This is a genomic window from Pseudomonas sp. NBRC 100443, from assembly GCF_030268185.1.
GTDB lineage: Bacteria > Pseudomonadota > Gammaproteobacteria > Pseudomonadales > Pseudomonadaceae > Pseudomonas > Pseudomonas citronellolis.
Genome location: NZ_BSQE01000005.1, coordinates 125,081 through 144,501, shown reverse-complemented (window position 1 = coordinate 144,501; position 19,421 = coordinate 125,081). Strand labels below are relative to the sequence as shown.

Below are 19,421 nucleotides of genomic sequence, written 5' to 3'. Positions count from 1 at the left end.
GACAACTGCCTGCAGGGGAGGGATACGTTTTCATCCGTGGATACGAATGAAGGACTCGATCATCTCGCTAGCCTCCCCTGGGCACTCCAGACCAGCGAGGTGTGCGGCCCCTTGCATCACGACAAACGATGAGCCTGGGATGGCTTGAGCCATGGCCTGTGTCTCGGCGACGGGAAAGGTCGCATCCTCGGCGCCTGCAACGACCATGACGGGGGTACGGATGGTGCTCAACAGCTCGTGCTGGGCAGGGCGGCGAAGAACAACGCTCTCCACTGCCCAGCGGGCTGAGCGGAAATCGACTCGTGCCAGGGCGGCGCGGACATCGGCGGCGACCTGTGGCCTGTCTCGTAGGCTGGTTGGCCCCAGGAAGGCCGCAACAGCGCTAGCTCGCAAGGGCCCCCTTATACCGTGCAGCAAGCGCCCCAGCTGGACCATCAGCTGAAATTGCAGGCGCTGGCCCGGACCGCAAGGGGAGGCCGTTCCATTCATAAGCACGGCCACACCGACTCTGTCGGGATAGAGCGCAGCAAAGGTTCCGCCGATCATCGCTCCCCACGAGTTGCCCACATAGTGGGCATTGCGGATGCCCAGACTGTCCAGGATTTGGACGATGCAGTTAGCACAGGTCGTGAAGTCGAAATGGCGAGATAGCGCCGAGCTGTCTCCATGTCCGGGGGGATCGATCAGGACTACCTGATAGCGCGACATCAGTCTGTCCGCTACCCCTTGCCACATCGTTCCATCCATCAAAAGGCTCGGCCAGAAGAGAATTGCCGGACCCTGTCCGCCAACCCTGACGTGCAACTCTCCGAGCGCCGTTGGAATGGCGATGTGTTCAAGATGTTCCTGGCTCATGTATCGCCCTCGGCGAGTTCGAAGAGAGCGAAGAATAGATCGTCGGCGCCTGCGTCGGAGCGCTCGAATACTGCCCGATCCGAAGCTGAAATGGAGGTTGACCTTAAACCCGGCTTTAAACCTAGGCTCCCGTAAATTTTACGACCGGGCCAAGCTCATGAACCTTTTCGAACCCCTTGTCCTAGCTAATGGTGCCGTCATTCCCAATCGCCTCTGCAAAGCCGCAATGGAGGAGAATATGGGGGACAAAGAACACTCGCCTTCAGATGAACTGCTGCGTCTGTACCAAACCTGGGCCGATGGCGGCGTCGGCCTGATCCTCAGCGGCAACGTCATGATCGATCGGCGCGCACTGACTGGTCCCGGCGGTGTGGTATTGGAAAACGACCGGCAATTGGCGCGGTTCCGTCAGTGGGCCAGTGCGGGGCGTAGCCGAGGGGCGCAATTCTGGCTGCAGATCAACCATCCCGGCCGGCAGATGCTGGCCAGCATGGGCCAGCCGACCATGGCGCCGTCGGCGGTTGCGCTGGAACTCGGCGCCTTGTCGCGGATGTTCCAGATGCCGCGGGAGATGAGCGAGGCGGATATAGACGATGTCGTGCATCGCTTCACTCGTACGGCAGTGTTGGCAGAACAGGCCGGCTTCACCGGCGTGCAGATCCACGCCGCGCACGGCTACCTGCTCAGCCAGTTCCTTTCGCCGCTGAGCAACCGCCGCAAGGATCGCTGGGGCGGTTCCCTGGAGAACCGTGCTCGCCTGCTACTGGAGGTGATCCGCTCGGTGCGCGCGCAGGTGTCGCCGCAGTTCTGCGTCGCGGTGAAGCTGAACTCCGCCGACTTCCAGCGTGGCGGGTTCGACGTCAGCGATGCGTGCCAGGTGCTGCAGATGCTCAACGAGCTGCCGGTGGACCTGGTGGAGTTGTCCGGCGGCAGCTACGAGGCGCCGGCCATGCAGGGCGACTCGCGGGACGGTCGGACCCTGGCGCGCGAGGCGTACTTCCTGGAGTTCGCCAGGGAAATGGTGTCTTCGGCGCGCATGCCGCTGATGGTCACCGGCGGCATCCACCGGAGCGAGGTGGCGGAGCGGGTGCTTGCTGGCGGCATGGCCATGGTCGGTATGGCTTCGGCGCTGGCGCTGGCGCCGCGGTTGCCGTTGAGCTGGCAGCGCGTCCAGGAGGTCGAGGCGCAGCTGCCGCCGATCCGCTGGAAGCACAAGCTGCTGGCGGCCCGCGCCTACATGGCCAGTATCAAGTACCAGATGCGCGCCATCAGCCTGGGCCGTTCGCCGAAACCCTCGGTGTCGCCGTTGCTGGCGCTGGTCCTGGAGCGCCTGGATGTCGCCCGGCGCACCCGCCAGTACCGCAAGTGGATGGCGCGCGGCTAGATCCAAGCAATCACAACAATAAGGTAGAGAACTGCATGATCAAGAAGACTTTGTTGGCGGCCTTGGTCGTCGCCTTGCTTGCCCTGGGCTGGACCTTCACCCCCCAGAAGCTTCCGCTGCCTGAGCAGGCCGGTGCGCTGCTGCCGCCCGTGCCCGCCACCACGATCGACATTTCGGTGGCTGAGACCGGCACCATGGACTCGAACGCGCTACTGGCCTATCGCGGCGGCGAGATCAAGCAGCTGCCGTTCGGCATGGACTGCTTCGTCATCCGCCATCCCAGGGGGATCATCGTGTTCGAGGGCGGTTTCGGCCGGAACCTGGCCGAGCACATGAAGACCGTGCCCTGGCTGATGCGCACCCTGGCCAAGGTGCATGCGCAGACGCCGCTCGCCGACCAGCTGCAGGCTGCGGGGATCGCGCCCGGCCAGCTCCTCGGGCTGTTCATCACCCATAGCCACTGGGACCACATCGGCGCCGTCGAGGACCTCAAGGGTGTACCGGTCTTCGTCAACCGCACCGAGCGGGAGTTCATCGCCAACGGCGGCGAGGCGACCGCGCTGATGCGCAGCTTCGAGCCGCTGAACTACCAGGTGTACGACTTCGACGGGCCGGCCTACGCCGGTTTTCCGGCCAGCCACGATGTGTTCGGCGACGGCTCGGTGGTGATAGTGCCGATCGCCGGCCACACGCCGGGTTCGGTGGTGGCCTTCGTGCGCACCGTGCAGCATGACTACGCCCTGATCGGCGACCAGGCCTGGCAGCACGAGGGCGTGGACATCCCGGCGGAACGCCCCTGGCTGTCCCGGCGCATGGTCGACGAGGACCCGGCGACGGTACGCGCCAACCTCGGCAAGCTGCATCAGTTGCAGGCGGCAAATCCACGCCTGGTGATAGTGCCCTCGCACGACCGCCGCGTGACCTCGACCCTGCCCAGGTTCCTTGCTGTTTCGACGACGTCCGCCGAGGTATCCACACAGCCTTGATAGGCCCTGCGTCCTTCGGCCGCTGGGGTGCCTCCCGATCCGCGGTGGCCGGCGTATTTTTCGGCAATCGCAGCACGGGCCCGTGCTGCACTGCCTACTGGAGATGACTGCCCATGAGAATCGGTGAACTGTCGCGCCGCACCGGCCTGACGCCGTCGAAGATTCGCTTCTACGAGGCCCAGGGGCTGATCCTCCAGGTCAGGCGCCAGGGCAACGGCTACCGGGACTACCCGGCACAGACGGTGCAGTTGCTGGAGATCATCACCAGCGCCCAGCAGTCCGGCTTTTCCCTCGGCGAGATCCGCCACCTGCTGCCGACGCCCGACTTCGCCAACTGGAACCGCGAAGGGCTGCTCTCGACCCTGCGCCGCAAGCTGGCGGAGATCGAGGCGCTGCAACGCAAACTGCGGCAGAACCGGGCGCGGTTGCTGACGGTGATCCGGCAGACGGAGAACAAGCCTGTCGACCGGCCCTGTTCGGCCAACGCCGAACAGGTGATGGATACGCTGCGGCGATCCGCCTAGTCAGCGGTTGGCCTCGCTGGCCGGGAAGTTGAGTTCGACGGTCAGACCGGAAGGGGTGACCAGGAATACTTGTAGCAACCCCAGTTCGGGCACCACGAGCTCGCTGTACGGTCCGCCGTGTTGTCGGCAGCGTGCGCGGATCTCCGGCTAGTTGCTGGTTAGGAAGGCGATGTGGTCGGGCGCTCTGGAGCCTCCCAGGTCGTAGGCCGTGCGCTCGCCCACCTTTGTTGCGCCGATTAACAGAGTGCAGGGGGGCGGAAATGATTTATCGGAGTGCGATCGGCAGCCTGTTGACGAAAGGCACGAGGGCTGTGCTGCCTGGTTGCTCCCTTATTGGCGCTGCTTGCAACTGATCGGCTGCAGCAGCAAAAGCCGGGCGTGAAAGTGATTCGGCGTGACTCGACAGATACAGATACAGAGGGGAATATGCAGAAACCATCCAAGATCGTACTGATCACAGGCGCCAGTTCCGGTTTGGGCGCCGGTATGGCGCGGGAGTTCGCCGCTCGTGGCTACAGCCTGGCCCTGTGCGCCCGGCGGACCGAGCGGCTGCTCGAACTGGCGGACGAACTGACGAAGACATTCGGCGTGCGAGTCGAGGTCGAGGCGCTGGACGTCAACGACCATCCAGAGGTGTTTCGGGTGTTCCGTCACTTCGCTGAACGATTCGGCGGTCTCGATCGCATCGTCGTCAATGCTGGCGTGGGTGAGGGCAAGCGCATCGGTACCGGCCATTTCGAGGCCAACAGGCGTACCGCCGAAACCAACTTCGTCGCCGCCCTGGCGCAGTGCGAGGCTGCCGTCGAGATATTTCGCCGGCAGAGCGCGGGCCATCTGGTGCTTATCTCGTCCATGAGCGCCATGCGTGGCCTGCCCAGGCACCTGACAACCTATGCCGCCAGCAAGGCCGCGCTCGCGCATCTGGGCGAGGGGATTCGCGCCGAGCTCCTTGGCACGCCGATCAAGGTGAGCACGCTGTTCCCCGGTTACATCCGCACGGAGCTGAATGCTGGAGCGAAGTCGCTGCCTTTCGCTGTCAGCGAGGAAGTCGGTTGCAAGGCGTTGGCAAAGACCATTGAGCGGGCACCGAGCAGTGCTTGCGTGCCAGCCTGGCCGTGGACAGCGATGGCGATCGTTATGAAGGTTCTGCCGCTGCGGTGGGTTGCTAGGATGAACTGAGTCTTATGGGCGTGTTCGAGGTATTTGGACCTGCCCCAAGAACAACTATCCGTTCTTTACGCCAAACGGTGGTTTGCTCTAGTTAGGCTAATCTTTGATTAGAAGCTAATCAATACGCGGTGTCGGACATGCTCTGCATGCTCATCCATTCTCATTGAGATTATTTTAATGTAAAAGCTTGCTGAGTTCCGTGCTGCAGAAAAGGCCCTTGCTGACCAACTGGCTTATCTCGAGTCTCTCAAAAAGGAAATCGAGTTTGAGGAAGAATTGAAAATGCTGATGGGAGAATATGGCAAGTCCCTTCGTGACATCGTAGCGATTCTCGATCCATCGGTTGCTGCTGTGAGCATCCGTGGAACTCGTGCATCGCAACCCAGGCGTCGTGAGCGTGTGGTGAAGGTCTACAAGAATCCGAATACCGGTGAAGTGGTGGAAACGAAGGGTGGAAACCACAAGGTGCTGAAGGCCTGGAAAGCTGAACACGGTAACGATGTGGTCGAGTCGTGGCAGCAGAATTGAATATGAGTGGCTGTAGTAGATGGGCGGTCTCGTAGAGAATTTCTTGCCGATGTATGTGTAAGGCTGCTCCTGATGCAGCCTTCTTAAAAATTCATCTTGGTGGCAAGCCTACAGGACTGAGTCAAGAGTATGGCTGATGCACGCCTGCTGTTTACGAAGGTGGCTGGTTGGCTGCTGGTTTGTTTTTGGGGCGAACGGTCAGCGATAGCTCAAGCGTCTGTATCACTGTGAGTAAATTTTTGAAATTGGGTTTACCATTTTCGCTGAAGGAACGGTAGATCTGCATTCTGGAAATTCCAGTTTCTCTGGAAAAGGCAGATATACCCCTTGCTCGTATAACGGCACCTATGCTTTTGGTGATGTAAGCAGCGTCGCCAGTTTCAAACGCGCCATAGATGAAATCATTGATGGCATCTGTCGATGTCAGCGTTTTGACTTTCTCAATAAGCTCTTTCATTCCTTAACTCGCTATGCATCGGTAGTTTAGTATCGAGTGGTCGCCACATGACGCCGGCACCGGTAAGGGTGGTGCGGTGCATCGCTAAACTAGCGATTGAATAGCACCTGGGTTCATAGACGCCTCTGATTGTCCGCTTTTGGCGATAGCGGGCCATACTTGCTTCGCTGAGGCCGATCAGACTATCGGCGGCTTAGGTATTTGGGGCCAGTTGCTCTCGCAGCTTAACGGCTTATTGCGCCATGTTTTCCAAGCAGCCTCCCAGCCTTGTTTGTGATCTGTAGTCGGCGAGGTAGCAACTTGACTGCAGGCATATGGACGTAGCTGCTCCAGGTAGCCCTTGACTAGCGATGCAGGGACCACGTCGTCTGTTTCTCCCACCAGATGTCGCTGCGGTATCGCCGCCAGCCGATCCCGATAGTCCAACGGATCCAACGAACCATCAAGGGGCGAGAGTCCTTTCATCTGCGCCCAAAGCCTTGGGCTGAGGTTGCCGGCTAGGCTCTGAACCTGAGCAACATCATTCCGTTGAGCTGCCAGCAGCAGTGCCAATGCCGCGCCGCCGGAATACCCCACCAGCTCAAGCTCCCGATTGCCATAGCGCTGCTTCAACTGATCCAGCGCCTGGCTGAGGCTAGTGACCACCTCCTGGGAGAACCGCCGTTGGGTCCAGAGCGTGGGTTCGCAGGTCGGTGCCATCACGAACTGACAAGGCCGCGCCAGGTAGGCATTCGGTGTCGGATCGTCCACGGCCAGGCGCGCCACCAGCAGATTGCGCGGACTCGGATCCAGGCTGGGCTGCGTCGCCGTGGCCCAGGCATGACCATCACCTTCCAGGTAGACGCGTAAACGAGTGGTTTTCTCTACGCCTTGCGGTGCCAGCATGGCGAGCGGGAATGGCTGCCCTGACAGGATCTCCAACTGCCGCCCGTGCGCATCCGACAACTGCTGCAGTGCTTCGCGGGGCGACTGGCAGCCGACGAGCAGGGCGCCGATCAACAGCGCCGTAAGAACTCGAAGGGCTCGAAGAAAACCGGCCCACGTGCGTGGGCCGGAAAGGTAGTGGCTCATCAGAAGTCGTAACGAACCTTGGCGGTGAAGGTATCGGCATTGAAGTCGGTCTTGCCGGTGTAGTCGTAACTGACACCAACCGTGACCGCGCCTAGATGGTAGTCCGCTCCCACACCTGCTTCGTAGCTGTTACGCACCGCCTTGGCACCTTGGCTCACGAAGGGTGTGCCACCCAGTGTGAAGGTCGAGGTGCTCTGGGCTTCGTCCGCGGCGAAGTCATGGTAGGCCATCAGCGTGGCCTGCGGCTGTAGGTTGCCATTACCGACTTGGAAGTTGCCCGCTACCCGCACACCAGCACCGAGCTCCGCTACCTCGTAGCGCTGACTATCCACCTTGAGCGCTGCCGACGAACCCTTCTCGTGGTAGCCGTCGATATCGACGCGGGCGTAACGTGCAGCCAGGCGAGGCTCGACCAGGACCTGGTCGTTCAGGTGATAGGTGTAGCCCCCCACCACATTGGCCCCCAGGACCTGGCTGTCGTAGTCGCCCTTGGCCGTGGTGCCGACGATGCGACGCTTGCTCTCGTTGTCGTTGATCCCATAGCTCAAGTTGGCATCGACGAAGTAGTTGCCCTGTTCGAAACCGCTGTAGAGGGTCAGCGCATTGCCATCGACGTCGGTGGTGTTGCCGCTGTCGCTGTTCACGCTGGTGTGCAGGAAGCTGTAGGCCACGCCCAGGGTTAACTGATCGGTGAGCTTGCCATCGGCGCCGATGGCGATGCCGCGGCTGTAGGCGTTGAAACCGGCCACGCCATCACGCAGGTCCTGGTTGGCATCGCTGTACAACGCCTGGGCCCAGATGCCGGTGTTCTGCAGCACGTCACCCGAGGACGCACCGCGCAGGCTGCTGGTGCGATTGCCGGTGACGTTGCTCATCAGCGTCTGTCCACTGGTGGCCGCCTGGGTCGCACCACCGTTGACCTCAGGAGCCAGTTGCTCAGCCAGTTTCTTCAGCGCTGCCGGATCCTGCGAGGCATTCACGTAAGCCTGGAACACCGGATCGTTGGGATTGCTCTGCGCCAGGCCAGTAATCACCTGGCTGAAGGCTGCACCCGCGCGCTGGGCGTTGGCCGAACCACCAATCTGGCCGATCACCTCACCGACTTCGTCCTGGCCCTTGGTGCTGACCTTCGCCACGATCTGGTTGTCGCCGCTGCTGACGGTGTCGACGTTCAGCAGGGCCGAGCGGCTGGTCACGCTGACCCCTTCATCCTGCAGGGTGCCGGCTTGGACCAAGGTGTAGGTCGTGCCCTGGGCCTTGAAGTCGCTGCCCTGGGCCGCCAGCTGGATCTGCGAGCCCTTGGCGAACTCCGCGGTACCGGATACCGCGACCACGGCCTTGCTCGGATCCGTGGCCGTGCTCAGGTTGAGCCCCAGCGAGGAGTTGCCCGCCACATCCAGGTTGCCCTGAATCGTGGTGTGCGGCTGAGCGAATTCCAGATGCGCCGGTATGTTGCCGGCATCGCTGCCAACATCCAGCCAACCGGCGTCCTTCAGGCGGATGTTCGCGCCATCGGTGCTGGCGTCGGTGCCGCTGAAGGTCACGTCGCCGTTCACTTCGATGTTGGACAGGTCGATCAAGTTACCGGTGATGCTGCCGGCATTCCACACCAGGTGTACGCCGCCACTGGCCTGGGAGGCATCGATGGCTTCGTCCTGGGAAATTAGGTTGCCGCTGTTCTGGATGACCAGCGTGTTACCGGCATTCGCGCCGTCGATGTCGAAGGCGCCCACTTCGATGGCGGCATCGTCAGCCTGGATGGTGCCGGTGTTGAGCACCTGCACTGGCGCACTGGCAAAGCTCACGCCGTCGAGACGCAGCGCGGTTGCATCGTCGCCGTGGGCCACGATGCTGCCATGGTTCTCGATCCCGCCGAGGTCCACTCGATCCGGGCTACCCATGTCGTCGTCATAGGTGGCGAGAACGCCCGTCGATTCGGTACCGCTGACCTGGATCAGGCCATCGTTGATCAGCTTGCCGCCGATGGTGCCGCCCTTGAGCTGGATGCCCGTGGCTTCTTGGCCATCGGCGAGGATCTTGCCGCTGGTAGCGTTGATCAGGTCGCCCTGCAACACCGACTGGCCGGCAAACTTGAGACCACGAATACCGTCGCCCTCGAGCACGCCACCGGCCACCTGCAGGGTGCCGTCATTGACCAGATTGCCGTGGATGATGGCGGGATCGATCAGCAGGCCGGTGACGCCGGCGCCGCTCACCGAAATGCTGCCCTTGTTCTGCAGGTTGCCGAACACCTCGGTCGGCGCGCCGATGGGCGAGGGAGTGTCATCATCGCCGGCGTAGGACAGGTCGGCACCGTTGAGGTCATCGCCCGTAGCCTGCACCTGCGAATTGAGCACCAGGTCGTGGTTGAAAGTGTCGCTGTAGAAGCGAATGGGCTGGTCGCTGCCCGTGAAGGCACCGGTGACTTCGGTGCTGTCGGTGTAGGTGTTGCCTTCGCTATCCAAGCCGCTGTTGGTCAGCGTCAGGGCGTGTGCGGCGAGGGGCAGGGCACTGGCGGAAATCGCCAGAGCGAGCAGGGTTTTGCGATACATCGGGGTCATGGGTTCAGGTCCTTGAGTGTGTGTGGCTGTGGCTCTTTTTCTCTTTTGGGGGTGTGTCTCGACGAGCGGCTCCTGGGTTTTCAAAAAACAAAAAGGTCCCCGCTCCGCCCACGGCCAAGCGATGGCCGTGGGCGGAGTTGGGTATTCCGAATGGGGGTTAAGAGACGCTAGGGATTAGCGGTCGAAGCTGAAGTCGTAGTCGCCCTCGCTGGTGGAAATGGAAACCTCGACGACCTTCTGGCAGTAGCGCGAATCGACTTTCAGCACTTCGCCGAAGGTCATCTTGTGCGGCAGGTCTTCCCAGACGTAGCGCTTACAGTTCCCTCGGTTCACTTCCACGCTGTTGATGGTGACCTCGTTCTTCTTGGAGGTGATTTGGAGCTGGGGGCTGCCCCACATTTCGTTCTGTCCCAGTTCAACGGTGATAGGGGGCTTGGAGTCGCAACCGGTCAGCGCGGCGACGATCAGGAGCAGGGGGAGGTACTTCTTCATCGAAAGGATTCCTGTGAAAGAGCTCCGGGCTACCAGGCGGAGCGGCAGAGGTTTTTCTTGCTGGTCAGGGGTTGAAGAACCTGGGGAAGGTTCTGGGTCGGAAGCGTGACCGTCTGGCTACCGGCGCTGAGCTGCAGGGTGCGGGCCTTGCGCAGCGCGGCCCAGAAGCCCGGGAAGCTGGAGCTGCAGGCTTCGCAGTCGGTGTAGAAGGGGTTGCTGAAGGTGGTGCCATCGACGATGACGTCGAAGCCATCGCTTTCGGAGGAGTAGCGTTTGCCGGCGAGGGTGGCGTAGGCGGAGACGGCGCTTTCGTCATCGTCCGGGCAGGCGATGTCCAACTGGTTGCCGTGGCCGTCGTCGACGAGGTGTTCCTCGACGCCCTGGGTGTAGCTGGCGGTCCATTCATTGGTGCCGGCGTGAGCGGCGGTAATGGATATCAAGCTGAGCAATGTGGCGGTGAAAAACTGTCTACGCATGGGGACTGGTCCTTGTGATTAGGGCGCGGGTATCCGTTCGGGTCTTAGTGTCATTGCGACACTACCAAAACGGTAGTATTTGGTGAAGTACCAACATGCACGATGCTGCTTTTGCAGCGAGTTATCGGGATGTCGGTGCTGGGAAGCCGAATCAAGCAGGCCCGGATGCGAGTTGGGCTCTCGCAGGAGCGTCTCGGGCTAGAGGCTGGTTTGGACGCGATGTCTGCTAGCGCGCGCATGAACCGCTACGAACTGGGGAAACGCATTCCCACACCCGACTTTGTCGAGCGTTTGGGGTTGGTTCTCGGGGTTCCAGCGGCCTACTTCTATTCGACTGAGGAAGACGAGGCTGAGCTTCTGACCAAGTTTCATCAGTTAGAGGCTTCGAAGCGCATACAACTGCTGCAATACCTCGACGAATTGCTTGCTAGTTAGACTGGCTCCTTCAATTGCCCCGGTTGATTAACCGGCGTGCCTCCTTCTAAGAATTTATTGAAGACTGCGCAGGCGGCACTGATCACTAGTAGTAGTGGCCAGAAGCGCAGCATGAGTACCAGCAGCACAACGGCTACCGCACAGCTGGCCAGCACCCCGATAAACACGAACAGCAAACCAATGAAGCGCACCAGGCTCATGGCGCGGTCCTCCTCGTAGGTTGAGTGGCGGATGTCACTCCGCAGCGTGTTGAGCCCGGGCTTTCAGCAGTGTCGACAGGGTTGGTTTCGGCGTAGCTGGGGGCTCTGCTGCAGGAGCGCCCGAAGGTGGCGATTCAGAAACTGGCTCCGGGAAGAACTCCTCGGCGATGGCCCCGTTTCCTCGTCGCTGTCCTCGAAAGCGCCATTGGCAAATCCCAGTCGTGCGGTGGCATCCAGCGCCACCTGGTCGAAGCCGGATGCCTGGCGCGCCTCGTCGAGCTCTCGGGCCTGTAGCAGCGCTTCCTCCATCGACAACCCACTGCGCACGGAGAAGATCGGCGAGCCGTGGCTTTGCCGGGTGGACTTGCCACGCAGGCGCAGCTCCAGCGGTAGGCACGCCAGGCGGTTGCCCGAGATCGCCTGCAGGTACTGCAGCCGGGCCGCGAGGGGCGGATGCTGTTGAAGCCGGTGGTGCGGAACACGAAGCTGCTCAGTGGATCCTCATCGCCGATGGCCATGTTGAGGCGACCGTAGGGCTTACAGGCACCGCCCTTGGCCAACGAACAGCCATCCGGCGAGGGGCAGGGCAGCGAGGCGATGCCGTCCTGGCCCCGGCGCTTGCAGGTCTCGCCGTTGCCAACACACAGCGGTCGCCTGGACTGCCGATCGAACAGGCAGTACTCGGCACGGAAGTTCAGTTCTGGGGTGTTAAGTTAAACAGCAAGCGGATTGGGATACTGCAGATCTTGCCATCTTAGATTTGGCGCATTTTTTCATCTAGGCGATTAGTCAGCGCAATGGGGCCGGCCGTTGGCGTCTCCCTGGGGAAGACCCGCCCCCTGCTCGACGGATCGGCTGAAACGAATCTACGCGAGGTCATGCTAACTCCTGCGTGCCTTTGGACTAGATTCAAGGTCCTAGGGCGTGCTGTGGTTGGTGGAGAGCGAATGACAATGAAGGCGGCGTCAGTAATGACCCGCCTTGCGGACTTCAGTGCAGCTTCAACCGTGGCTCGGTACTGCGCCCGATGCGGTCGCCAATCATCATCAGCGCCGTGCGGGTGAAGCCATACAGCGCCATCTGGTGCATGCGGTACAGCGAGATGTAGAACATCCGCGCCAGCCAGCCTTCCAGCTTCACGCTGCCCATCAGGTTACCCATCAGGTTGCCCACCGCGCTGAAGCGCGACAGCGAGATCAGCGAGCCGTAGTCGGTGTAGCGGTATTCCCCCAGCGGCTTGCCTTCCAGGCGCGCCACCAGCGACTTGGCCAGCAGCGAGGCCTGCTGGTGCGCGGCCTGGGCGCGCGGCGGCACGGTACGTTCGCTGCCGTCGCCGAGCGGGCAGGCGGCGCAGTCGCCGAAGGCGAAGATGTTCTCGTCGCGGGTGGTCTGCAGAGTCGGGCGCACCACCAGTTGGTTGATGCGGTTGCTCTCCAGGCCATCCAGGTCCTTGAGCAGGCTGGAGGCGCGGATGCCGGCGGCCCAGACCTTGAGGCTGGCGGGAATGAACTCGCCGCTGGCGGTCTTCAGCCCCTCGGCGCTCACCTCGCTGACCGGCGAGCCGACCAGCACGCGCACGCCGAGCTTCTTCAGGGTGCGGTGCACCGGCTGGCTGATGCGCTCGGGCAGCGCCGGCAGCACGCGCGGGCCGGCCTCGATCAGGGTGATGCGCATGTTCTCCGGCTGGATGCCGGTCAGCCCGTAGGCCGCCAGTTCCTGCGCGGCATGGTGCAGCTCGGCCGACAGCTCGACGCCGGTGGCGCCGGCGCCGACGATGGCCACGCTGATCTGGTCGTCCTCGCCCTGGCGGGCATGGGCACGCAGGTAGTGGGTGAGCAGTTGCTTGTGGAAGCGCTCGGCCTGCTCGCGGGTGTCCAGGAAGATGCAGTGCTGCGCGGCCCCGGCGGTGCCGAAGTCGTTGGTGGTGCTGCCGATGGCCAGGACCAGGGTGTCGTAGTCCAGGGTGCGCGCCGGCAACAGCTCGCGGCCGTCCTCGTCGAGGGTGGCGGCCAGCTGGATGCGCTTGGTCGCACGGTCCAGCCCGCTCATCCGGCCGAGCTGGAACTGGAAGTGGTTCCATTTCGCCTGGGCGACGTAGTTCAGCTCATCCTCCGAGGAGTTGAGCGAGCCGGCGGCCACTTCGTGCAGCAGGGGTTTCCAGATGTGGGTGAGGTTGGCGTCGACCAGGGTGACCTGGGCGCGGCCCTTCTTACCCAGGGTGCGGCCGAGACGGGTCGCGAGCTCCAGCCCGCCGGCGCCGCCGCCGACGATCACGATACGATGGGACATGGGACGTACTCATAGCTAGGGAATCCTGTGCGGGCCGGCGGCGCTGCTAATGCGCGAGGTAGGCCAGGAGGCGGCTGAGCAGTCCCAGGACGATGACCACGAGGGTGAGCCCGGCCATCATCAGCCAGGGCTTGAAAGGTGCACGCTCGACTTGGTGAACGGGCGAGCTGAGGTACTGCTCGACCTTCTGCTGGTCTTCGGGGCTCAAGCGACTGGGCATGGGCGGCCTCCGTTTCTAATGCCGAGCATTCTAGTCGGCTGTTGGCTCGCGCTCAATCCGACCCGGCGGTCAGAGCCCGACACCGTTGTCCAGCAGCACCACGCGGCCGAGCTGGTCGCGCAGGAAGTCCGGGGCGTCGTCGTGGGCGAAGATCACCCGGGCGAAGTTCGGCCCCACCAGCGACAGCGAACGCCAGCCCTGGCGCAGGAACTCGGTGGGCGGCGGAAAAGGGGTGTTGAAGTCCGGCGTTTCGCGCTTGAGGCTGACGAAGGCGAGCAGGTCCAGCTCGCCTGGGTCGATGCCGCGCTCGCTGTAGTTGTGCGCCTTCTTGCGCAGGGTCGGCGCCAGGCGCCGCTGCAGCTCGGCGCAGTTGATCCGCCTGGGCTTCTGCTCGCGACGGATCAGCTGGCGCAGGCTCTGGGCCAGGCGCCGGCGTTGCAGTTCCTCGCGCCATTCCTCGTTGAGCCGGCGGCCCTCGTCGAGGACGAAGAACACCTCGAAGCAGGCATCGCGGAACAGCACGTCCGGCGGCTGCTGTTCCGGCGCGATGAACTCCTCCTGGCGAAAGGGTACCTTGAGCGTCTGCAGCAGGCGCTCGCAGGCCCAGCACTCCCGGTCCCACTTGCGCGCGTTGGAGAGGAACTCATTGGCCAGTTCCGCCTGGCGCCGGAGCAGGTGCAGGTAATCGGTTTCATTCATATCAACAGCTTAGCCGCTGCTGGCGCTTCGGTCCCGCTGCGACATGGCGCCTCACCCTATGGCCGGGCAAAAGTGCCGGAGTTGGCGGCGCCCTGTGTACACTGTGGCGATCCTTCCCCGGAGCCCTTCAGCATGTTCCTGCGCAGCGCATCGACCGCCGATCACTCGCGGCTCATCGCCCTCTGGGCGCGCACGCCGGGCATCCAGCTGCGCCGCGACGACGACTTCGAACCCTTCGCCGCCTACTTGGCGCGCAACCCCGGTCTCAGCCTGGTACTGGAGGCCGAGGGACAACTGATCGGCAGCCTGCTGGTCGGCCATGACGGCCGCCGCGGCTACCTGCAGCACCTGGTGGTGGATGCGCCCTACCGGGGCCGCGGACTGGCCCGGCGCATGCTCGACGAGGCGCTGGCACGCCTGGCGCGGCTGGGCATCGGCAAGTCCCATGTCTTCGTATTGCGCGACGCGCCCGAAGCCCTGGCCTTCTGGGAGGGCCAGGCCGGCTGGGGGCGGCGCGACGACATCCTGGTCTATTCCGCTGGAGCCTGAGCATGAGAAGCCTGTGTGCCGCACTGTTGTTGTCCCTGGTCCCGCTGCTGGGCCTGGCCGCCGGCGAGGAGGGCGCCCCGGCGGGCTGGACGCTGCTCGACCAGTACGAAAAGCCCTACACCCAGAACGACGACCTGAAGGTCCTGCTGGTCGCCCGCGACATGGCCGGCGGCAAGCTGCTCAGGGCGGCGCTCGAAGGCCGCCCGCAGGGCTACCTGGAGCAGCGGCACGCGGTCTTCGTCGCCGACATCAGCCGCATGCCCTCGCTGGTCTCGAAGATGTTCGCTGTGCCGGCCATGCGCGACTACAACTACCGCGTGCTGCTCGACCGCGAACCGCGGGTGGCCAGCCACTTTCAGGTGCCGGAAGACAGCGTGTTGTGGATAAGCCTGCAGCAGGGCAGGGTGCTCGCCAGCCAGGCCTATACCTCGGCGCCCGCGTTGCGTGAGGCGCTGGAGCAGGTCCGGCCGTGATAGCGGCGCAACTGCTCTCGGAAGAGAGCCTGGCCCTGGGCTGGGCGATCTACCTGCCCGCGCTGGTGCTCGCCGCGTGGCGCGCGCCCTGGGTGGAAATGGTCAGCGACTTCCGCCGCCAGCACCTGGTGTTCGGCACCATGCTGGCGCTGTTCCTGCTGTGGCTGGTGCGCCGGGACTTCGCCTCGGGCCTGTCCTTCCACTTCATCGGCATGACCGCGGTGACCCTGCTGCTGGACTGGCCGCTGGCGCTGCTCGTCGGCCTGGTGGCGCAACTCGGCCTGTGCCTGCTGGGGCGCCAGGACTGGGCGGCGATCGGCGTCAACGGCGTGCTGCTGGTGCTGGTGCCGGTGTTCATTACCGAAATGGCCGCGCTGTTCGTCGAGCGCCGCCAGCCACGCAACCTGTTCGTCTACATCTTCTGCTCGGGCTTCTTCCCCGCGGCGCTGGCGGCCCTGTGCTGCATGCTGCTGGGCCTGGGCCTGCTGTGGGTCGACGGCATCTTCCCGATGCCGCCCTGGCTGGACGACTTCATCGGCTACCTGTGGCTGATCATGTTCCCGGAGGCCTTCATCAACGGCACCGTGGTCACCGGCCTGGTGGTCTTCTACCCGGACTGGCTGGAAACCTTCAACCGCACCCGCTACCTGCAGGCGCCCTGGAAGGAAGAGAAGAAGGACGAGGGCAGGGACGACGAGGATGACCGGCGTTGATGACAGCTGATTCGCAGCTGTCATCCCTTTCCTCGGATTGATCCAGGTCAGTTCGCCGCAATCGCCACGCCGGGACACTCTGCTGCCCCACAGCGATGGAGAACGGCATGAGCATTCACAGTTGGGCCGAACAGCGCCTTCACGAACTGCTGGTGGAAGCCGAGGCGGCCGGCATGGACACGCAACTGGTGCTGCGCGCCCTGCTCAGCTCGGTGGTACGGGCCAACGCCCAGGTGCGCACGGAAGAAGACCTGGCGCACGAACTGCACTTCCTGGCCGAGAACCTCGACGAGGAGCGCGATTACGCGTTCATGCGGCCGTGACGTTGCACCGAGTCCGTTCGTAGGATGGGTAGAGCGAAGCGATACCCATCGCCGGCACCGGATGGCGGGGAATGCCATCCTTGGTGTTGATGGTGGGGTCGTGCGGGCACTGTCGAAACAACCTGCACCGAGATGCTCTTCGTAGGAGCGAGCTTGCTCGCGAACAGATTCCGTAGTGAAGCTCATTCGCGGGCAAGCTAAGCCTGTCCCCGCCGGGCGGATTCATCCGCAATGCCCCCGTAGCGGTGACGTATTCGACTCCTCGACGGCCCGGGCTCCGAGGTCGATGAGCTTGCCACGGCCCGCAATGTTGCCCGCCACGCGCGATAGATGGTGTCGGGTGCGCCATGGGGCGAGATGAGGGCACTGAACAGGATGTTGCTATCCAGCACGACCCGCATCAGCGCTTGCGTGCCCAGGCCAGCGCTTCGTCGACCGCACCAGCCAGTTCGGCTTCGCTCCGCTGGGCGTTGGCGGCCTTGGCCTGTTCGGCGCTCAGTTCCAGGATATGGGCGCGCACCGCCTCCTCGATGAAACGCGACAGGTCGCCCTTGCGCCCTCCGCCTTGGCTGGCCAGGAACATGCGTAGCGACTGGTCGGTAACGGCCGAGACGGCGACGTTCCAGCGAACGGTTTCCATGATGATTTCCTGCAATAGGTGTTTATGTGTCTGTGTGTTCATATGCCGAAATCCGTAGCGAGCACAACAGCGCAATCAAGCCCCGAGGCAGAAGCCATTCGCGAGCAAGCTCGCTCCTACCAGGAATATGTTGTGCGGCGACCGCATAGGTGCAACTGTGGGCCACCTGAGCCGAGCGCTCTTCGTAGGATGGGTTGAGCGAAGCGATACCCATCGCCATGGCCTGATGGGCAGCGCAGTATCAGCTCATTCCGCGTGGCTTATCATTGGCTTGGTGCCAGGCTCCGATGATGGCATCCATGTCGGCCATCACCTCGTCATGAGGGCGTCCCGGCCGGTTGTCCGCAAGGGACTCCTGTACCTTGTGCCGGAACCAGCGGTCATGGCTGGCCGCCTGCTCCAGGGTTTCGAATTCGGAGACTATGGGGGGAAGTCGAGCGTTCATTGTTGGGCCTTCGCTGCATTGCAGAACAGTCTGTACCCCGGTACGGACCGGTGGGCAACCATGATCCTGCCCGTTCTCTCGTAGGATGATATGAGCGATGGGTATCGCTTCGCTCAACGCCATCCTACAAGAGCACTGCAGGTGCGAAGGGGGCGCCTGGTTGCTCGAACCCTCAATGCCCCCGCAGCGGCGGTGCATCCAGTTCCGCGGAGAACACGTCGTCCTCCAGGTCGTTGCCGGGAATCGCATGCTCCTCGGCGGCCCAGGCGCCCAGGTCGATGAGCTTGCAACGCTCGGAGCAGAAGGGGCGGTAGAGGCTCTTGGCGCTCCATTCCACCGGGGCGCCGCAGGTCGGGCATTCAACGGTCAGGGGCTGGCTCATGGGCGTCCTCCGCGCAGGCTGAGATAGAAGTCGTGCAGGCGCTCCACTTCGCGCTGCAGGTGGCCGAGATCGCGGTCGTTCAGCAGTATGTCATCGGCATGCTTGAGGCGGTCGTCGCGTTGCGCCTGCGCCTGCAGGATGGCGCGCACCTGTTCCTCGGGGACGTTGTCCCGACGCACGGTGCGCTCCAGTTGCAGGTGCTCGGGGGTGTCCACCACCAGCACCCGCTGGGCCATGCGGTGCTGCCCGGACTCCACCAGTAGCGGCGAGACCAGGATGGCATAGGACGACTCGGCCTGCGCCAGGTTGCTGGCGATCTCCTGGCCGATCAGCGGGTGCAGCAGTTGCTCCAGCCAGCGGCGCTCCTCCGCGGACTGGAAGATGCGCTCGCGCAGGGCCGCGCGGTTGAGGCTGCCGTCGGGCAGCAGCATGGCTTCGCCGAAGCGCTCCACGATGCTCGCCAACGCGGGCCGGCCGGGCTCGACGACCCAGCGCGCGGCATGGTCGGCATCCACCATGTGCACGCCGAGGTTGGCGAAGTGGGCGGCGGCGGCGCTCTTGCCGCTGCCGATGCCGCCGGTGAGGCCAAGGATCCAGGGTTTCATCGTACTCCTCGCGCCTGGCTCCCCGTCGTCCCGCGAACGCCGGGCCGGAGGGGCAGCGCTCGAGCAGGATTACCGGAAGCCGGCGAACTGCAGATAGGTAGTGGTTATTTGATCACCCCAGAGCAGCGCAATCCAGCCGGCGATGGCCAGATAGGGCCCGAAGGGGATCGGCGTGCCGGTCTCGGCATTGCGCAGGCGCAGCAGAATGACCCCCAGCACGGCACCGACCAGGGACGAGAACAGGATGGTCAGCGGCAACACCTGCCAGCCGCCCCAGGCGCCGAGCATGGCCAGCAGCTTGAAGTCGCCATAGCCCATGCCTTCCTTGCCGGTCAGCAGCTTGAACAGCCAGTACACCGACCACAGGCTCAAGTAACCGAACACCGCCCCCCAAAGCGCATCGCCCAGGCTGGCGAAAAGCCCGAAGTAATTGACGATCAACCCCAGCCAGAGCAGCGGCAGGACCAGCGCATCCGGCAGCAACTGGTGGTCGACGTCGATCAGGCTCATGGCCAGCAGCCCCCAGGTCAGCAACAGCATGGCCCCGGCCTGCCAGGTAAAACCGAAGTGCCAGGCAACGAAACCGGAGAGCAGGGCAGTGGCCAGTTCGACCAGCGGATAACGCGCACTGATCGGCGCCTTGCAGGCCGAGCACTTGCCGCGCAGGGCCAGGTAGCTCACCACGGGGATGTTCTCCCAAGCGTGGATCTCATGGCCGCAATGCGGGCACTGGGAGTTGGGCAGCACCAGGTTGTAGGTGGCCTTCTGCTCGGGCTGGGGCAGGGAAAGCGCATCCCGCGCCTGCCGTTGCCATTCCAGCTCCATCATCTTCGGCAGGCGGTGGATGACCACGTTGAGGAAACTGCCGATCAGAAGGCCGAGCAGGGCGGCGCATAAAACAAAGGCCAGCGCGTGGCTGGCCAGGAAGTCGAGTACAGGCATGC

At 63.3% G+C, this 19,421-nt stretch carries 24 protein-coding genes and 3 pseudogenes; 10 read left to right on the top strand and 17 right to left on the bottom strand.

Annotated elements, in window-relative coordinates:
• Positions 1-30: 30 nt before the first annotated feature.
• Positions 31-855: an alpha/beta fold hydrolase gene (locus QSJ95_RS08455; protein ID WP_285641599.1), complete on the bottom strand. Its 825-nt coding sequence runs from the start codon at positions 853-855 to the stop codon at positions 31-33.
• A 157-nt stretch (positions 856-1,012) separates the two neighbouring features.
• Between QSJ95_RS08455 and QSJ95_RS08450 the strand changes: the two genes are divergently transcribed.
• The 5 genes and pseudogenes from QSJ95_RS08450 to QSJ95_RS08430 all read left to right on the top strand — a co-directional run.
• Positions 1,013-2,239 (top strand): NADH:flavin oxidoreductase/NADH oxidase family protein, encoded by a 1,227-nt coding sequence (locus QSJ95_RS08450; protein WP_285641597.1) that lies wholly within the window; start codon positions 1,013-1,015, stop codon positions 2,237-2,239.
• A gap of 35 nt (positions 2,240-2,274) precedes the next feature.
• Positions 2,275-3,225: an MBL fold metallo-hydrolase gene (locus tag QSJ95_RS08445; protein ID WP_285641595.1), complete on the top strand. Its 951-nt coding sequence runs from the start codon at positions 2,275-2,277 to the stop codon at positions 3,223-3,225.
• Between the two features lie 113 nt (positions 3,226-3,338).
• Positions 3,339-3,749: a MerR family transcriptional regulator gene (locus tag QSJ95_RS08440; protein ID WP_285641592.1), complete on the top strand. Its 411-nt coding sequence runs from the start codon at positions 3,339-3,341 to the stop codon at positions 3,747-3,749.
• Between the two features lie 426 nt (positions 3,750-4,175).
• Positions 4,176-4,928 carry an SDR family oxidoreductase gene (locus QSJ95_RS08435; RefSeq protein ID WP_285641591.1) on the top strand — a complete coding sequence of 251 codons (753 nt, stop codon included), beginning with the start codon at positions 4,176-4,178 and terminating at the stop codon, positions 4,926-4,928.
• Between the two features lie 174 nt (positions 4,929-5,102).
• Positions 5,103-5,447, top strand: a pseudogene (locus QSJ95_RS08430) (histone-like nucleoid-structuring protein, MvaT/MvaU family); the annotation flags it as partial.
• 151 nt (positions 5,448-5,598) lie between these two features.
• On the opposite strand, the gene QSJ95_RS08425 reads toward QSJ95_RS08430, so the two are convergent.
• The 5 genes from QSJ95_RS08425 to QSJ95_RS08405 all read right to left on the bottom strand — a co-directional run bounded on the left by QSJ95_RS08425 (position 5,599) and on the right by QSJ95_RS08405 (position 10,504).
• Positions 5,599-5,904 (bottom strand): addiction module antidote protein, encoded by a 306-nt coding sequence (locus tag QSJ95_RS08425; protein WP_285641589.1) that lies wholly within the window; start codon positions 5,902-5,904, stop codon positions 5,599-5,601.
• Positions 5,905-6,081: 177 nt separating this feature from the next.
• Entirely contained in the window at positions 6,082-6,975 is an 894-nt protein-coding gene (locus tag QSJ95_RS08420; RefSeq protein ID WP_285641587.1) for an alpha/beta hydrolase, read from the bottom strand.
• Entirely contained in the window at positions 6,975-9,536 is a 2,562-nt protein-coding gene (locus QSJ95_RS08415; RefSeq protein ID WP_285641585.1) for an autotransporter family protein, read from the bottom strand. The genes QSJ95_RS08420 and QSJ95_RS08415 overlap by 1 nt, the downstream gene beginning before the upstream one ends.
• A 174-nt stretch (positions 9,537-9,710) precedes the next feature.
• A complete protein-coding gene (locus QSJ95_RS08410) occupies positions 9,711-10,028 on the bottom strand; it encodes a lipoprotein (protein WP_034040884.1) in 318 nt (105 codons plus the stop codon).
• Between the two features lie 29 nt (positions 10,029-10,057).
• Positions 10,058-10,504 (bottom strand): YfjT/YkfB family phage-associated protein, encoded by a 447-nt coding sequence (locus tag QSJ95_RS08405; RefSeq protein WP_285641581.1) that lies wholly within the window; start codon positions 10,502-10,504, stop codon positions 10,058-10,060.
• 102 nt (positions 10,505-10,606) lie between these two features.
• Between QSJ95_RS08405 and QSJ95_RS08400 the strand changes: the two genes are divergently transcribed.
• Positions 10,607-10,939, top strand: a complete 333-nt coding sequence (locus QSJ95_RS08400; RefSeq protein ID WP_285641579.1) for a helix-turn-helix domain-containing protein — start codon at positions 10,607-10,609, stop codon at positions 10,937-10,939.
• Here QSJ95_RS08400 and QSJ95_RS08395 read toward each other — a convergent pair.
• The 5 genes and pseudogenes from QSJ95_RS08395 to QSJ95_RS08375 all read right to left on the bottom strand — a co-directional run bounded on the left by QSJ95_RS08395 (position 10,936) and on the right by QSJ95_RS08375 (position 14,347).
• Positions 10,936-11,139, bottom strand: a complete 204-nt coding sequence (locus QSJ95_RS08395; RefSeq protein ID WP_285641577.1) for a hypothetical protein — start codon at positions 11,137-11,139, stop codon at positions 10,936-10,938. The genes QSJ95_RS08400 and QSJ95_RS08395 overlap by 4 nt on opposite strands.
• 34 nt (positions 11,140-11,173) lie before the next feature.
• Positions 11,174-11,893: pseudogene (locus QSJ95_RS08390) on the bottom strand (recombination directionality factor); the annotation flags it as partial.
• 236 nt (positions 11,894-12,129) lie between these two features.
• Positions 12,130-13,428 (bottom strand): NAD(P)/FAD-dependent oxidoreductase, encoded by a 1,299-nt coding sequence (locus QSJ95_RS08385; RefSeq protein ID WP_285641575.1) that lies wholly within the window; start codon positions 13,426-13,428, stop codon positions 12,130-12,132.
• A 46-nt stretch (positions 13,429-13,474) separates the two neighbouring features.
• Entirely contained in the window at positions 13,475-13,648 is a 174-nt protein-coding gene (locus QSJ95_RS08380; RefSeq protein WP_009617611.1) for a DUF3094 family protein, read from the bottom strand.
• Positions 13,649-13,717: 69 nt separating this feature from the next.
• On the bottom strand, positions 13,718-14,347 hold the full coding sequence (locus tag QSJ95_RS08375; RefSeq protein WP_285641571.1) for a DUF1780 domain-containing protein: 630 nt from the start codon (positions 14,345-14,347) through the stop codon (positions 13,718-13,720).
• Positions 14,348-14,479: 132 nt separating this feature from the next.
• Here QSJ95_RS08375 and QSJ95_RS08370 point away from each other — a divergent pair, with 132 nt between their 5' ends.
• The 4 genes from QSJ95_RS08370 to QSJ95_RS08355 all read left to right on the top strand — a co-directional run bounded on the left by QSJ95_RS08370 (position 14,480) and on the right by QSJ95_RS08355 (position 16,405).
• Entirely contained in the window at positions 14,480-14,896 is a 417-nt protein-coding gene (locus QSJ95_RS08370) for a GNAT family N-acetyltransferase (RefSeq protein ID WP_285641569.1), read from the top strand.
• Positions 14,897-14,898: 2 nt separating this feature from the next.
• Positions 14,899-15,369 carry an FAD/FMN-containing dehydrogenase gene (locus QSJ95_RS08365; RefSeq protein WP_285641567.1) on the top strand — a complete coding sequence of 157 codons (471 nt, stop codon included), beginning with the start codon at positions 14,899-14,901 and terminating at the stop codon, positions 15,367-15,369.
• A complete protein-coding gene (locus QSJ95_RS08360) occupies positions 15,366-16,082 on the top strand; it encodes an energy-coupling factor ABC transporter permease (RefSeq protein WP_285641565.1) in 717 nt (238 codons plus the stop codon). The genes QSJ95_RS08365 and QSJ95_RS08360 overlap by 4 nt, the downstream gene beginning before the upstream one ends.
• Positions 16,083-16,189: 107 nt before the next feature.
• Positions 16,190-16,405: a hypothetical protein gene (locus QSJ95_RS08355; protein ID WP_089390514.1), complete on the top strand. Its 216-nt coding sequence runs from the start codon at positions 16,190-16,192 to the stop codon at positions 16,403-16,405.
• Between the two features lie 287 nt (positions 16,406-16,692).
• Here QSJ95_RS08355 and QSJ95_RS08350 read toward each other — a convergent pair.
• The 6 genes and pseudogenes from QSJ95_RS08350 to QSJ95_RS08325 form a co-directional block, all read right to left on the bottom strand.
• Positions 16,693-16,806 (bottom strand): annotated as a pseudogene (locus QSJ95_RS08350) (putative toxin-antitoxin system toxin component, PIN family); the annotation flags it as partial.
• Complete coding sequence (locus QSJ95_RS08345; RefSeq protein WP_285641562.1) at positions 16,806-17,045, bottom strand: ribbon-helix-helix domain-containing protein; 240 nt, start codon at positions 17,043-17,045, stop codon at positions 16,806-16,808. The gene QSJ95_RS08345 and the pseudogene QSJ95_RS08350, both read right to left, overlap by 1 nt.
• A gap of 241 nt (positions 17,046-17,286) precedes the next feature.
• Positions 17,287-17,490 (bottom strand): type II toxin-antitoxin system RelB family antitoxin, encoded by a 204-nt coding sequence (gene relB, locus QSJ95_RS08340; RefSeq protein ID WP_285641560.1) that lies wholly within the window; start codon positions 17,488-17,490, stop codon positions 17,287-17,289.
• Between the two features lie 172 nt (positions 17,491-17,662).
• Positions 17,663-17,872, bottom strand: coding sequence for a DNA gyrase inhibitor YacG (gene yacG / locus QSJ95_RS08335; RefSeq protein WP_089390516.1), 210 nt, complete (start codon positions 17,870-17,872; stop codon positions 17,663-17,665).
• Positions 17,869-18,477 carry a dephospho-CoA kinase gene (gene coaE, locus QSJ95_RS08330; RefSeq protein ID WP_285641557.1) on the bottom strand — a complete coding sequence of 203 codons (609 nt, stop codon included), beginning with the start codon at positions 18,475-18,477 and terminating at the stop codon, positions 17,869-17,871. Before coaE ends, yacG begins: the two co-directional genes overlap by 4 nt.
• 69 nt (positions 18,478-18,546) lie before the next feature.
• On the bottom strand, positions 18,547-19,419 hold the full coding sequence (locus tag QSJ95_RS08325) for a prepilin peptidase (RefSeq protein WP_285641555.1): 873 nt from the start codon (positions 19,417-19,419) through the stop codon (positions 18,547-18,549).
• Between the last annotated feature and the right edge of the window lie 2 nt (positions 19,420-19,421).